Annotated in this window: 5 protein-coding genes and 1 pseudogene; 4 read left to right on the top strand and 2 right to left on the bottom strand. The window is 71.1% G+C overall.

What is annotated here, in order from left to right; all coding sequences use genetic code 11:
* Nucleotides 1-6: 6 nt before the first annotated feature.
* On the top strand, nucleotides 7-291 hold the full coding sequence (locus tag SLV14N_RS01690) for a hypothetical protein (RefSeq protein ID WP_208679388.1): 285 nt from the start codon (nucleotides 7-9) through the stop codon (nucleotides 289-291).
* A 173-nt stretch (nucleotides 292-464) separates the two neighbouring features.
* Here SLV14N_RS01690 and SLV14N_RS01685 read toward each other — a convergent pair whose 3' ends face one another.
* Nucleotides 465-848: a peptidase inhibitor family I36 protein gene (locus SLV14N_RS01685; RefSeq protein ID WP_208679387.1), complete on the bottom strand. Its 384-nt coding sequence runs from the start codon at nucleotides 846-848 to the stop codon at nucleotides 465-467.
* Between the two features lie 507 nt (nucleotides 849-1,355).
* Here SLV14N_RS01685 and SLV14N_RS01680 point away from each other — a divergent pair.
* Nucleotides 1,356-1,631 (top strand): hypothetical protein, encoded by a 276-nt coding sequence (locus SLV14N_RS01680; RefSeq protein ID WP_018091464.1) that lies wholly within the window; start codon nucleotides 1,356-1,358, stop codon nucleotides 1,629-1,631.
* A gap of 71 nt (nucleotides 1,632-1,702) precedes the next feature.
* On the opposite strand, the gene SLV14N_RS01675 is transcribed toward SLV14N_RS01680, so the two are convergent.
* The gene (locus tag SLV14N_RS01675; protein WP_208679386.1) at nucleotides 1,703-3,214 is read right to left on the bottom strand and encodes a PepSY domain-containing protein; all 1,512 of its coding nucleotides are present in this window, start codon (nucleotides 3,212-3,214) and stop codon (nucleotides 1,703-1,705) included.
* Between the two features lie 584 nt (nucleotides 3,215-3,798).
* On the opposite strand from SLV14N_RS01675, the pseudogene SLV14N_RS01670 reads away from it, so the two are divergent.
* Nucleotides 3,799-4,674 (top strand): annotated as a pseudogene (locus tag SLV14N_RS01670) (chitinase); the annotation flags it as partial.
* Between the two features lie 507 nt (nucleotides 4,675-5,181).
* The gene (locus SLV14N_RS01665; RefSeq protein ID WP_263267668.1) at nucleotides 5,182-14,820 is read left to right on the top strand and encodes an Ig-like domain repeat protein; all 9,639 of its coding nucleotides are present in this window, start codon (nucleotides 5,182-5,184) and stop codon (nucleotides 14,818-14,820) included.
* The last annotated feature ends 160 nt before the right edge of the window (nucleotides 14,821-14,980 follow it).

Below are 14,980 nucleotides of genomic sequence, written 5' to 3'. Positions count from 1 at the left end.
CCCAGAATGCGGCGTGCGAACCTCACCGATCCCGACGGCGCCTGGGCCGGTCTGACACTGGATGTCCGGACGCGCCCCAGGCCGGATCTCTGCCTGCGGACCGCGCCGCTGCGGTTGCTGCTGACCCAGGGAGGGGATCCGGCACTGCTCGGTGCGGTGCACCCGCCCGCCTCCGGAGTGGACTTCTTCCGCACGGACCGCTACCGGTCCCCCGTGCCACCGCTGCGTGCGCACACGACTCGCGCGTACGGGGGCTCCGCCGAGCGCTGGGAACCCGGCGGGCTGTCGTGACCCCTTGACTCACTGCCGCCGGGTGGTGCGGCGGTGTCGCATGGGGGCGGACCATCTTCCCGCGCGGGTGCGGGGACGATCTCTGGTCGGCGCTTCGTCGTGAGCGCCTAACGGTCCCCTGCAACGGGGGTGCGGAGTACAGGCGTTGGGCCTATGCCCGCGACCGGGCCCTCCTACTGGGGCTTGAAGGAACGGATTTGGTAGCTGCCCTGCAAGTTGCCGCCGGCGTGGGCGGGCGTGGAGCCGACGCGTGCGTGGTAGTTGGTCTGCGTGTAGTACTGCACACGGTGCCCGGTGTTGTTCCACACGGAGCGAACATTCTGTCCCCGCTGAATGAAGGAACAGTTGTCGGCCGTGTTCGCCTTGCTGGCTTGTGACCACTGGCAGCGGGTTCCGCCACCGTTCCAGTCGCTGTAGATGCAGAAGTACCCGGAACTGCAGTTGTAGGCGGCCAGGCCGGCGGATGCCGTGGGGGTCGCCTGGGCGGTGGGTGCGGCACCGAAGGCGGCAGCAGCCAGGGCGGTTGCGGCGATGGCGAGCGAGTGAAGACGACGCATGGCACATGTCCTTTTCCGTGTGAGGGTGGGAACAGTCACGCCGCTGTGGACCGGCTGGGAAGGATCGCGTCGGAGCGGGAGAGCCACGGTTGGTGGGTGGCTGGGCGGGTCGGCCTGTGAAGTGCGGTCAGCCTGTGCAGTACGGTCCGTCGGCCTGATGAAACGTCACCAGTATGGTCCGGGCCCGCGGCCGTCCTCAGGGCATTTCTCGCCGGACCACCAGCTGTTGGAGCGCGGCAGCGTATGCACCGGGCGTACGCGGCGTGCTGCGCTCCGACCCATCGCGGCGCATCTTCCACAACCGCATCCGCAACCGGATCGGCAATCGCCACCCGCACCGGTCCCGGTCCCGGCGCCGGCCCCGGCAGGGCGCTCCCCAGCCCGGACCTGCGGGGATGTGCCGCAAGGTGGTCATCGGTGCGGCGCGCGCCGCCGGCCGGGCGGCGTTCGTTGCCAAGGGCGTCGTGTGGTTTGCGAGGCGGGTGCGGCGCGGGGCACCCTTGCGTCATGTCATACGTAAGGCTTGAGGCCTGGATCGGTGGAGAGTGGCTGGAGGTGGACTCCGTGAGCGTCACCGTCATGGACTCCGCGCTGACCCTCTCCTTTGAGCATCAGCGGACCGAGTCCGGGTACCGGAGCCTCATCTGGGAGCCCCTGGAGAAATTCCTCAAGGAGTACCGCGACGAGCCGCTCGTCGTCGTACCTCTGGGGCGCAATTTGCCGGTGATGTACGGCCCCGGCGCGGCGGGGCCGTTCCGGCTGGCGGAGATGCGGGACGCGTGACCGGACCGTCGGTCATCGCCCGCAGGCCACCGCAATCGAGGGCCACCGCCATGACCAGGACGTAACGGCCGTCAGTTCCCAGCGGCGGCGGATACGCGGCGACGGCGTGCGAGTGCGCCGAGGGCGATGTCCACGGCCAGGAACGCGACCAGCGATATGCCGAGCAGTGGTATCAGCCAGCCCACCGCTCCTACGGTGAGCACGAGCGGAATGAGGACGGGCAGCGGCACCTGTCGCCACGCGCCGCGCGGGATCGGACGCCCGAAGGAAAGGGCGCGGTCGCGGGTGGGGCGGCGCTGCCACCACATCCGGTAGCCCCAGAGGATCAGGAAGATCAGGGCGAGGGCGAGTGCGGCCAGGGCGATCTGGTTGGCGATGCCGAAAAGGGTGCCGGTGTGCAGGTCGATGCCGTAGCGGGTGAGCTTGGCCAGGACGGGGTAGTCGGCGAAGCGCGAGACGTCGGTCACCTTTCCCGTGGCCGGGTCCACGGCGATGGCGTCCTGCTTCTCGGGCCAGCTGCGCTGGACCTGCTTGACGACGTAGGCAGTGCCCTCGTCCGTCGGCAGGCCGACCTCGACGGGATCGGAGAGCCCCTGGGCGCGGGCCGCTCGGAGCACCTTGTCGATGCCCACGTCCGATGGCGCGGAGCCGCTCGACGGCTTCTCCTTCGTTCCGCCCATTCCCGGCATGTCAGGCATTCCGGCCCTCCCCGAGGAGCTGCTATGCCCGTCATGTCCGGCATCGCTCTCGGTCACGGCCGTCGAGATGGTCGGGGTGGCCTGCCCCAGGGACTCCCGGAGGCCGCCGATGTTCGCCCCGGCGTACGCGGACCAGGTCAGACCGGTCGCGGAGAGGAAGATCAGGCCGACCGCGGCCCACAGGCCGAGCGCGCCGTGCCAGGACAGGGTCCGGCGGCGGCCGGTGGCGGTGCGGTCCGGCAGCGCGAGCGCCCGCAGTGTGCGGTTCTTGCGCTTACGGCCGATCCACAGCGCAAGTCCGCCCCCGGCGACCACCCACAGCCAGCTGGCGGCCAGTTCGCTGTAGAGCCGGCCGCCCTCGCCCAGGTGCAGATCGCGGTGGAGCGCATCGAGCCAGGTGCGCAGGGGCAGTGCCCCCGTGGAACCGTAGGTCTCCAGAGCGCCCCTGACGTTGCCGGTGTAGGGGTCGACGAAGACCGCGAGCTGGTGGTCGTCGGAGACCCCCGGTACGTCGGAGAGCAGGACCCTGGTGGTGTCCCCGGGCTGAGGTGCCGGGCGTACCGCGGCGATCTTGCCCTCGGGGTGGGCCTTGCGGGCGTCGGCGACCTGCTGCGACAGCGGCAGCTTCTCCTTACCGACCGGCGCGGTCAGCTCATGCGCGTAGGCGATCTTCTCCGCCTGGAAGGAACAGGCGTACAGCAGCCCGGTGACCGCGGCGACGAGCAGGAAGGGCGCGATCAGCACCCCGGCGTAGAAGTGCAGCCGCAACACCAGCGGACGCAGCGCGGCCCATCCGGTACGCCGTACTGCCCGGTCCTCCCCGGAGCGGGTGGGGTCCGGGGAGCCCGGTGAGTCGCTCGATGCGAGACGTTGTTCAGTGGACACGCGGGGCTCCCGGCTCGAAGGTGAGGTGGCCCGGCCCGCTGCCGGTACCGTTCCAGGTAGTCGGAGGAACGGGAGTACGAGTTCCAGCCATGCGGTGTGAGCTGTCCCATACCTCAGATGCCGGGCTGCGCCCCGAACCCACCATCCGGTGCGTCCGCACCGGATGGCACGATGGCGGTCATGACAAACGGGCCGGCCTTATACGCTGACGGACTGACGTCGCGCATGCTGCGTGGACTGCCGCACCAGGACCTTCCCTCTCGCACATACCGCCCGAAGTCCCCGGGCCCGGCCCGCGACAGACGGAATCTCCCGCTGGTGTCGCCCCCGTGCCGTAGGTCCGCACAGCACTGCCCACCCCCACCGTTGGAGGCCGCCCGATGATGACGCACCACGCAGACGCGCACGCTTCTCGGCGGAGCCGCAAGCGGAGGCCGACCGCCGTCGCGGCGACGGCGGCGGTGATAGCGGCGTCGCTGCTCGCCGGCTGCTCGTCCGAGGAGCAGGAGAAGCCCAAGCGGCCGGACCCGGTGCCCCCCTCCCCGCACCAGAGCAGCCAGGCCCCCACGCCGAAGACCGTCGCTTTCTCGCCGTACGTGGACACCTCGCTCAAGCCCTCCTTCGACCTCGTCAAGGGCGCCGAGGAGACCGGTGTGAAGGAGTACAACCTGGCCTTCGTCTCCCCGGGAGGCGGCTGCGTGCCCAAGTGGGGCGGCCGGCAGGCGCTCGGCGCCAACTCCGTGGCACGGCAGGCGGACGCGCTGCGCGCACAGGGCGGCGATGTACGGATCTCCTTCGGCGGACAGAGCGGCAATGAACTGGCCCGGGTCTGCGGCTCGGTGGACAAGCTGGTGAGCGCGTACACCAAGGTCATCGACGCATACGGCCTGACCAAGGTCGACTTCGACATCGAGGGCCCCGCGCTGACGGACACCAAGGCCAACGACCTCCGCGCCAAGGCGATCGCCCGGCTTCAGCAGCGCAAGAAACTGGATGTCTCCCTCACCCTCCCGGTGATGCCCTCCGGCCTCAACCGGCATGCCGTCGCGGTGCTGAACAGCGCCAAGAAGAACGGTGCCCGTATCTCCACCGTGAACATCATGGCCATGGACTACGGCACCTACTACGACGGCGACATGGGCAAGTACGCCGTCGCGGCCGCCACCGCCACACAGAAGCAGGTCAAGGGCGCGCTGGGCATCCGCGACGAGGCCGAGGCCTGGAAGAGCGTCGCGGTCACGCCGATGATCGGTGTGAACGACGTCAAGGGCGAGGTCTTCCGGCCCGACGACGCGGTCGAGCTCAAGAAGTTCGCGAAGGAGAAGGGGCTCGGCCGGCTGTCGATGTGGTCGGTCACCCGGGACAAGCCGTGCCCGGGAGGCGCCAACATCAAGGCGGTAGCGACCTGTTCGAGCATCGGCAAGAAGACGAACGAGTTCGTGCGCGCTTTCGCGGGCTGAGCCGGGCGGTGCCCGGCCCGCCGGGGCGGACCGGGCACCGCCCGCACCGAGGTGACATGCCGTGGGACGGCCCGGTGCGCCGGTGTCCGGGTTCCGCTCGCCCGTTCGGGTGAGCTCGATCCCGGTGTGTTGCCTTCACCTCACCAGGATGGGTTACTGAGGCCGTCCGAGTCCGGTGGGCCGCCCATCCTTTCCGGGGGAGTGGAAGGCCTCTTGCCTGGTTCGGCGCATCGGTGTGTGATGACGATGCCGTTAGGGCGCTCCTCCGTGGGGATGTGCAGGACCGGCCATGTCGGCGCGCGGTGTGCGGGCGCCTCATGGTGCGGCGGGCCCGCATGTTGGTCTGGAGCCCGTCATGCCTGCTGCCCGCGCTGTGTGCCCCGTCCGCGCCATCGGTTTTCGATGGGTGGCCACGACGGGCCGGCACGCCCCCCTCCTGCTACTGCCCGGCGGAGAACGCCCTGTTGACCCGAGCACCGGGGCCGCGGCGTGGGCGGTGACACCGTCATGATGACTCCGGAACGCCCCAGCGGGCTCGTCATCCTCACCGACCGCCACGGGAACTGCATCGCCGTCCTCGACCCGTGGTCCCACCGGATCGTCCCCACCCTGAGCGCGCCCGTCCCACTGGTGGCGCGGGGCGACGCCCAGAGCCCGGTCCTGTGCACCGTGGTCGACCACGCCGATGTGCCGGCGTCGAACGACAGCGGCACTCTGCTGCGTGCCCTTGCCGAGCTGCGCAACCGGTCGGCCCTCGCAGCGATGCCGGGACGGTTCGATGCCGCCGCCCGTTCCGGCACGCCGGCACTGCGCAACCAGTTCTCCGGTATCTTCCCCGACCAGGGCTCCTACAGCGGCGGAACCCTGGTGACCATCATCGGGCGCAACTTCTCCCGCGCCACCGCCGTCAGCTTCGGTCCGCGCCCGGCAGCGAGTTTCACCGTCCTCGACGACACGACCATCGTGGCGGTGACTCCCTCGGGCCAGGGGGCGGTCCCGGTCACGGTCACCACCCCCGGCGGATCCGCCCGGGTCGGCTACTTCTTCTACATCTTCTGGCCCAGCCTGGCGGGCATCGCTCCCGCAACCGGTCCGATCGGCGGCGGCAACACCGTCATCCTCACCGGCGCCAATCTGCGCACCGCGCTGCTTGTCCATTTCGGCGACGCCATCGCCTTCCCCACGGCGCTCTCCGACCGGCAGGTCAGTGTCACCGTTCCTCCTGCCGCGGGGCCCGGCACCGTCCCCGTCCGTATCACCACCCGCGGCGGGGTGAGCAACAGAGTGCTCTACACCTACGCGGCGGTGGCAGATGTCACCGGCGTCAGCCCGGACACCGGGCCGATTGCGGGCGGCACCACGCTTGTTCTGACCGGCAGCGGCCTCGCCCGCGTCAGCGGTGTCACCATCGGCGGCGTCCCCGTGAGGTCCTTCCGCGCGTACTCCGACAACCTGCTCGTCGCGGTGACGCCCGAGGGCGTGCCCGGCCCCGCCGACATCGTCGTCACCACACCCGCAGGAAGTGTCACGCTTCCCGGCGCCTTCACGTACAAGGCGCCGGCGGCGATGACCGTCACCTCCACACCGGACCCCTCCCTCGTCGGCCAGGAGGTGGCCTTCACCGCGGCCCTGGTGGGGGTCCCGCCCACGACGGGTACACCGACCGGCACCGTCACCTTCGACTTCGGCGACGGAACAGCGCCGGTGACGGCCCCCCTCACGGACGCCACGGCCACGGTCAACCACGCCTACACCGACTCGTCGGACACCCCCTACAACGTCACCGTCAACTACAGCGGCGACCTCTACTTCACGGCCACCACCGGAACGGACACCCAGGCCGTCGAAGCAGCGCCGACCAGCACCACGGTGACCCACGGACCCGACCCGTCCCTGGCCGGGCAGCCGGTCACCTTCGTCGCGCGGGTCGCTCCCACCCCACCGGGAGCCGGTGCACCGACGGGCACCGTGACGTTCGACCTCGGCGACAACACCCCACCCGCCACCGTGCCGATGTCGGGCGGCTCCGCGACTGTGACCCACACCTATGAGAGCGCCGCCGAACTGCCGTACACGGTCACCGCCGCCTACAGCGGTGACGACAACTTCACCGCCTCCACGGGGACGGACAGCCAGACCGTGCAGCAGGCGGCGACGGCCACCACGGTGGACCTTGCGCCCAGCCCCTCCGTGGCCGGACAGCCGGTGACCGCGACCGCGACGGTCGCCGTCGTCCCGCCCGGAGCCGCCACCCCGACCGGGACGGTCACCTTCGATTTCGGCGACGGCACCCCGCCGGTCGACGCACCGCTCACCGACGGCACCGCCGCCACCGGCCATGTCTACGCCGGTACGGCGGGCAGCCCGTACACCGTCACCGTCACCTACCAGGGCGACGGGAACCTGGAGCCCTCCACGGGGACCGGCACCCGGTCGGTGGGACCGAGCGCGTCGTCAACGACGGTGGTCTCCGCGCCGGATCCTTCGACGGTGGGTCAGTCGGTCACGTTCAGTGCGACGGTCACCGCGCTCGCGCCCGGAGCGGGAACTCCGACCGGGACGGTCACCTTCGACTTCGGCGACGGTACGGCGCCCATCACCGCACCGCTCACGGACGGCACCGCCGCCACCGGCCACGTCTACGCCGCCGCGGCGGACAGCCCCTACGCGGTCACCGCCACGTACGACGGTGACGCGGACTTCACGACCTCCTTCGGTACCGACACCCAGAGCGTCCAGCCGGCCGGCACCGCGATCGCCGTGGTCTCCGCGCCGGACCCTTCGACGGTGGGTCAGCCGGTGACGTTCAGCGCGACGGTCACCGCGCTCGCGCCCGGTGCCGGTACCCCGACCGGGACGGTCACCTTCGACTTCGGCGACAGCACACCACCCGTCACCGCATCCCTCACCGACGGCGCCACCGACCTCACCCACGCCTACAGCGACGCGGCCGAACTGCCGTACACGGTCACCGCCACCTACAACGGTGACGACGACTTCACCACCTCGCTCGGAACCGACACCCAGACCGTTCAGCCGGCCGACACCACCACGGCCGTGGCCTCCGCACCCGACCCCTCCACGGTGGGGCAGGAGACGACCTTCGTCGCGCAGATCCTCCCCGAGGCCCCGGCGGCCGGAGCGCCGACGGGCACCGTGACGTTCGAGTTCGGCGACGGCACCCCGCCCGTCACGGCACCCGTCGAGGGCGGCACGGCCACGGTCACCCATGTCAATCCGGAGGTGGTGGAGAGCCCGTACACGGTCGCCGCGACCTACAGCGGCGACGACAACTTCAACCCCTCCGCGGGGACGGACATTCAGTCGGTCGCCAAGGCGGTGCCCACGACGACGGTGAGCTCCTCCCCGGAGCCTTCGGTCACCGGCGAGACGGTTACCTTCACCGCGACCGTCGCGGCTCCCACACCGGCCGCGGGCACCCCGACCGGGACGGTCACCTTCGACGTCGGCGACGGCACCGCACCCGTCACCGTCCCCCTCACCGACGGCACCGCCGGCCTCACCCACGCCTACACCAGCGCGCCCGGCAGCCCGTACACGGTCACCGTCACCTACAGCGGGGACGACAACTTCACCGAGTCCGCCGGCACCGCAACGCACAGTGTCGAGCAGGCCGCGACCACCACCACGGTCACCGCCGCCCCCGACCCGTCCGTGACGGGGGAGTCGGTGACCGTCACCGTGACCCCCACCGCACCCGCCTCGGGCATCCCGACCGGGCCGGTCACCTTTGACTTCGGTGACGGCACCCCGGTCCTCACCGCCGAGCTCGTGGGCGGCACGGTGACGGTCACCCACCCCTACACCAGCGTGTCCGGCAGCCCCTACACGATCACCGCGGTCTACCTCGGTGACGCCAACTACGCCGCGTCCGAGGACACCATCGTCCATGCCGTCGCCCCGGCCGCGACCACCACCACGGTGACCTCCTCGCGGGTTCCCTCGGCGGTGGGCGAGAGCGTGATGCTGATCGCGCGGGTAACTCCGGTGCCGCCAGGGGCTGGTGCACCGACCGGCACGGTGACCTTCGACTTCGGTGACGGGACCACTCCCGCCACGGCACCGGTCTCCCACGGCGTGGCCTCGGTGACGCACACCTACACCAGCACCGCGGGCAGTCCCTACACCGTCATCGCGACCTACAGCGGTGACGCCGACTTCGCCGCCTCCACCGGGACGGTCAACCAAGGCGTGGAGACCAGCGTTTCGGTCACCTCCACGACGGTGAGCTCCGCTCCGGACCCGTCCGTCGTGGGACAGCCGGTCACCGTCAGCGCGACCGTCGTCGCCGTTCCGCCGGCCTCGGGCACCCCGACCGGGACGGTCACCTTCGACTTCGGCGACGGCACACCGGCCGCGACGGCCCCACTCACGGGCGGCACGGCGACGGCCACCCACACCTACACCGCGGCCGCCGATCCCGCCACGATCACCGCGGTCTACAACGGTGACGGGAACTTCGCGGGTTCGGCCGGCCTCGACACCCAGACGGTCTCGCAGGCAGCCACGTCGACGGCGGTGGACTCCGCACCGGACCCGTCCGTGACCGGCCAGCACGTCACCTTCACCGCGACCGTCACCTCGGCGGACGCCGGTACCGGTACACCGACCGGCACGGTCACCTTCGACTTCGGCGACGGCACCCCGTCCCTCACGGCGCCCCTCACCGACGGGGTGGCGACCGCCGTGCACGCCTACCCCCACACCTCCGGCAGCCCGTACCCGGTCACCGCCACCTACAACGGTGAGGCGAGCTTCACGCCTTCCACGGGCACCGACACCCAGACCGTGAACCCGGCGACCGCGTCCCTCACCGTCTTCTCGTCGGCGGACCCCTCCACGGTCGGCCAGCCGGTGACCCTCACCGCGAACCTCACGGCGGATGCCCCGGCGGCGGGTACCCCGACCGGGACGATCACCTTCGACTTCGGCGACGGCACCCCGACCGTCACCGCCACCGCGGTGGCCGGCACGGTGACGCTCACTCATGCGTACACCACCACGGCCGGCAGCCCGTTCACGCTCACGGCCACCTACAGCGGGGACGACGACTTCAGCCCCGCCACGGCCACCGCCTCCCAGACCCTGTACCCGGCCTCGACCACCACCGAAGTGACCTCCGGTCCGAACCCCTCGGTCGTGGGGGAGCCGGTGACCGTCACCGCGACGGTCGCACCGGTCCCGCCGGGTGCCGGCACACCGACCGGTACGGTCACCGTCGACTTCGGCGATGCCACCCCTCCCGCCACGGCCCCCCTGGCCGGTGGAGCCGTCACGCTCACCCACACCTACACCGGCAGCGTCAGCAGCCCGTACACGATCACCGCCACCTACAGCGGCAGCGACGACTTCACCGACTCGGTGGCCACGGCCACCCAGCCGGTCCTGCAGGCCGCGACGGCCACCACGCTGACCTCCGAGCCGGACCCGTCCGTCGTCGGCCGGCCGGTCGCCTTCACGGCGACCATCGCCCCGGTGGAACCGGGCAGCGGTGCGCCGACAGGAACGGTCATCTTCGACTTCGGCGACGGTACGGACCCGGCCGCGCTGCCGGTCATCGCCGGGGTGGCGACGGCCCTGCACGCCTACACCAGTCCCGCCGGCAGCCCGTACACCGCCACCGCCACCTACAGCGGCGACACCGATTTCACCGCTTCCAGCGACACCACCACACAGTCCGTCGGCCAGGCCGGGTCCACGACGGTGGTCACCACCTCGCCCGAACCGGCGGTGACGGGCCGGCCGGTGACCGTCACCGCGACCCTCTCGGCCGCCGCGCCGGGGGAGGGGACACCGACCGGCACGGTCATCTTCGACTTCGGTGACGGCACGTCACCCCTCACAGTGCCGGCCACGGCAGGGGTGGCCACGACGACGCACACCTGGGCCGGTACGTCCGGCAGCCCGTACACCGTCACGGCCGACTACAGCGGGGACACCGGCTTCACGCCGTCCACCGGCACCGGCACCCAGACCGTGGCCCCGGCCGCGACCTTCACCTCCGTCAGCGGAGTGCCCGAGCCCTCGGTGACGGGCCAGCCGGTGGACATCACCGCGACCGTCTCCGTCGTCGCGCCGGGGGCCGGTACCCCCACCGGTTCGGTCACCTTCGACTTCGGTGACGGCACCCCGCCCGTCACCGCCCCCGTGACGGACGGCACCGCCACCCTCACCCACGCCTGGGCAGGCACCTCCGCCGGCCGGTACACCGTCACGGCCACCTACACCGGGGACGCCGACTTCAGCCCCTCCACCGGCACCGACTCCCAGACCGTGGCCCCGGCCGCGACCCTCACCACCGTCAGCGGACTGCCGGAGCCCTCGGTGACCGGCCAGCCGGTGACGTTCCTCGCCAGGGTGACGTCCGATGCCCCGGGCGAAGGCGCGCCGACGGGAACGGTGACCTTCGACTTCGGTGACGGCACCGCGACGGTCACCGTCACCGCGGCGGGTGGGGTGGCGACCGCCGTGCACACGTACCCGAGCGCCACGGGCGGCCCCTACGCGGTCCACGCCGCCTACAGCGGCGACGACCAGTTCACCGCGTCCGCGGGAACCGAAACCCACACCGTTCAGCCGGCGATGTCGACGACGGTGCTCAGCTCGTCGCCGGATCCCGCGGTGACGGGCCAGGCGGTGGACATCACCGCGACGGTCGCCGCGGCCGCCCCGGGGGCGGGTGCCCCCACCGGTACGGTCACCTTCGATTTCGGTGACGGCACCCCGCCCGTTACCGCATCCGTGACGGACGGCACCGCCACCCTGTCCCATGCCTGGGCGAGCACGTCCGGCAGCCCGTACGCCCTCACCGCCGAGTACAGCGGGGACGCGGACTTCATGCCCTCCACGGGAACCGACACCCAGAGCGTCACCCCGGCCGCGACCACCACCGCCGTGGCCTCCTCGCCCGATCCCGCGGTGACGGGCCAGCTGGTGGACATCACCGCGACGGTCTCCGCGGCCGCGCCGGGGGCGGGTGCCCCCACCGGTACGGTGACCTTCGACTTCGGCGACGGCACCCCCTCCGTCACCGCCACGGTCACCGCGGGCGTGGCAACCGTGACGCACGCCTGGGCCGGTACGTCCGGCAGCCCGTACACCGTCACGGCCGACTACAGCGGGGACATCGACTTCAGCTCCTCCACCGGCACCGACAGCCAGACGGTCGGTCAGACCTCCTCCTCCATGACCCTGTTCACCTCCCCGGATCCGTCCGTGGCCGGGCAGCAGGTCACCTTCGCCGCCCGGGTCACCGCCGTCCCTCCGGGCGCGGGCACCCCCACCGGGACGGTCACCTTCGATTTCGGCGACGGGACCGCACCCGTCACCGCACCGGTCTCCTCCGACGAGGCGACCGTGACGCACGCCTACACGAGCACGGCGGGCAGCCCCTACACGGTCACCGCCACCTACAGCGGCGATGCCGACTTCGCTCCCGTCACCGCCACCGGAGAGCACACGGTGGCGGCCAGCGCCGCCACCACGTCGACGACCGTGAGCTCCTCCCCGGACCCCTCGGTGACGGGCCGGCCGGTGACCTTCACCGCGACCGTGACACCGACCCCGCCCGGCGCCGGGGTGCCCACCGGAACGGTTTCCTTCACCTTCGGCGACGGAACGGCGGCCCTCACGGCACCGGTCTCCGGCGGGGTGGCGAGCGTCACGCACGCCTACACCACCGCGACGGGCAGCCCCCACACCGTGACCGCGAACTACAGCGGTGACGCCAACTTCAGCTCCTCCTCGGGCACGGACAGCCAGACGGTCGATCCGGCGTCGACGCTGACGACGGTGACCGCCACGCCGGGCCCGTCCGTGGTCGGCCAGCCGGTGACCTTCACCGCGACCGTCACACCGGTCGAGCCGGGAGCCGGGGTGCCGGCCGGCGCGGTCACCTTCGACTTCGGGGACGGGACACCGCCCACACTGACGTCGGTCTCCGACGGTGTCGCCAGGATCACGCACACGTACACGAGCGCGGGCGGCCCCTACACGGTGACCGCGCAGTACGAGGGGGACGACAGCTTCACGTCGTCGAGTGGGAGTGACACTCAGACGGTTGGCAGGGCGGCGACGACGATGGCGGTGGTGTCGTCGCCGGATCCCACGGTGGTGGGTCAGTCGACGACTGTTACGGCTTCGGTGGCTTCTGTTGCGCCGGGGGCGGGTGCGCTGTCGGGTACGGTCACCTTTGATTTCGGTGATGGGAGTCCGACTCTTACGGCGCCGGTGAGTAATGGTCTGGCGGTGGTGACGCATGCTTATGGCAGTACGTCGGGGAGTCCGTTCGCCATTACCGGTACGTATGACGGGGACGCCAACTTCACGTCGTCGAGCGGGAGTGACACCCAGACCGTTGGCAGGGCGGCGACGACGACGGCGGTGGTGTCGTCGCCGGATCCCACGGTGGTGGGTCAGTCGACGACTGTTACGGCTTCGGTGGCTTCTGTTGCGCCGGGGGCGGGTGCGCTGTCGGGTACGGTCACCTTTGATTTCGGTGATGGGAGTCCGACTCTTACGGCGCCGGTGAGTAATGGTCTGGCGGTGGTGACGCATGCTTACGGCAGTACGTCGGGGAGTCCGTTCGCCATTACCGGTACGTATGACGGGGACGCCAACTTCACGTCGTCGAGCGGGAGTGACACCCAGACCGTCGACAAGGCGGGCACCACCACGGCGGTGGCTTCCTCGCCCGATCCCACAGTCGTCGGCCAGCCCACCACCCTCACGGCCTCCGTCGCTTCCGTCACGCCCGGTGCCGCCGCCCCCACCGGCACGGTCACCTTCAGCTTCGGCGACGGCACCAGCTCCACCACCACGCTCTCCGACGGCATCGCGACCGTCACCCACACCTACACCACCCGGACCGGCACCCCCTTCCCCGTCACGGCGACCTACAACGGGGATGCCGGCTTCACCTCGTCGAGCGGGAGTGATACGCAGACGGTCGGCAGGGCGGCGACGACGGTGGCGGTGGTGTCTTCGCCGGATCCGTCGGTGGCGGGGCAGGCGGTGACGCTGACGGCGACGGTTTCCGCGGTGGCGCCGGGTGCCGGTACTCCTACCGGGACGGTCATGTTCAGTTTTGGTGACGGCACCAGCGCCGGCACCGCGACGCTCTCCGGCGGTGTCGCGACCGTGACGCACACGTTCAACGGGACCTCCGGCAGCCCGTACCCCCTCACGGCGACCTACAACGGAGACGACAGCTTCAGGCCGTCGAGTGGGAGTGATACGCAGACGGTCGGTAAGGCGGCGACGACGGTGGCGGTGGTGTCTTCGCCGGATCCGTCGGTGGCGGGGCAGGCGGTGACGCTGACGGCGACGGTTTCCGCGGTGGCGCCGGGCGCGGGTACTCCCACGGGTACGGTCACCTTCGGTTTCGGTGACGGCACCAGCACCGCCACCACGACGCTCTCCGGCGGCACCGCGACCGTCACCCACACCTATGCCACCCGGAACGGAAGTCCCTTCCCCGTCACGGCCACCTACAACGGGGACACCAACTTCTCGGCCTCCACCGGCAACGACACCCAGACGCTCACCAAGAGCGCGACCACCACCACGGTGACCTCCACTCCCGACCCCTCGGTGTCCGGCGGGACGGTGACCGTCCGGGCAACCGTCTCGTCCGGGTCCGGTGCGCCGACGGGCACGGTCACCTTCAGTTTCGGTGACGGCACCGGCGCCGCCACCGCAACGCTCTCCGGCGGTGTCGCGACCGTCACCCACACCTACACGACCACCACCGGAAGCCCGTTCACCCTCACGGCCACCTATGGCGGGGACGCGAGCTTCACGGGCTCCACCGGCAGTGACACCCAGGCCGTCACCCGGGCCGCGACCTCCACCACCGTGGTCTCCACCCCCAACCCCTCGACGACGGGTGACCGGGTCACGGTCACCGCGACCGTGGTTCCCGTCGCCCCCGGAACGGGTACGCCTACCGGAACAGTCACCCTCGCCATCACGGGACGCTCCCCCCAGACCGTGCCTCTCGTCGGCGGCACGGCCAGCGTGTCCTTCAACCCGCTGCAGAAGGGAACCCACCTCGTGACCGGCAACTACAACGGCGACGTCAGCTTCGCGCCCTCCGCCGGAACCACGGTGCAGACGGTGACATGACGGAACGGTGCCCCGGATCCCGCGCCGGATCCGGGGCACCACCGTGTTCCGGCCGCCTCGGGGAAGTGGCAGGCGCCGGAGAGGTGTTGGCGTGTCCGTTACTTACCCGGGTCCGAGGAGTCCTGGAGAATCGGGACGCCTCGACGGCCGTCAACTCCCG

The organism is Streptomyces sp. Je 1-4 4N24 (genome assembly GCF_026239515.1).
In the GTDB taxonomy this organism is placed as follows: Bacteria; Actinomycetota; Actinomycetes; order Streptomycetales; family Streptomycetaceae; genus Streptomyces; species Streptomyces nigrescens.
Note: the sequence above shows the minus strand (reverse complement) of the source record. Positions and strands in the feature narration are given on the sequence as shown.

Coding starts and splice junctions, on each gene's coding strand:
- SLV14N_RS01680 (WP_018091464.1), top strand. CDS start 1,356: ATGTCATACGTAAGGCTTGAGGCCTGGATCGGTGGAGAGTGGCTGGAG.
- SLV14N_RS01690 (WP_208679388.1), top strand. CDS start 7: ATGCGGCGTGCGAACCTCACCGATCCCGACGGCGCCTGGGCCGGTCTG.
- SLV14N_RS01685 (WP_208679387.1), bottom strand. CDS start 848: ATGCGTCGTCTTCACTCGCTCGCCATCGCCGCAACCGCCCTGGCTGCT.
- SLV14N_RS01665 (WP_263267668.1), top strand. CDS start 5,182: ATGATGACTCCGGAACGCCCCAGCGGGCTCGTCATCCTCACCGACCGC.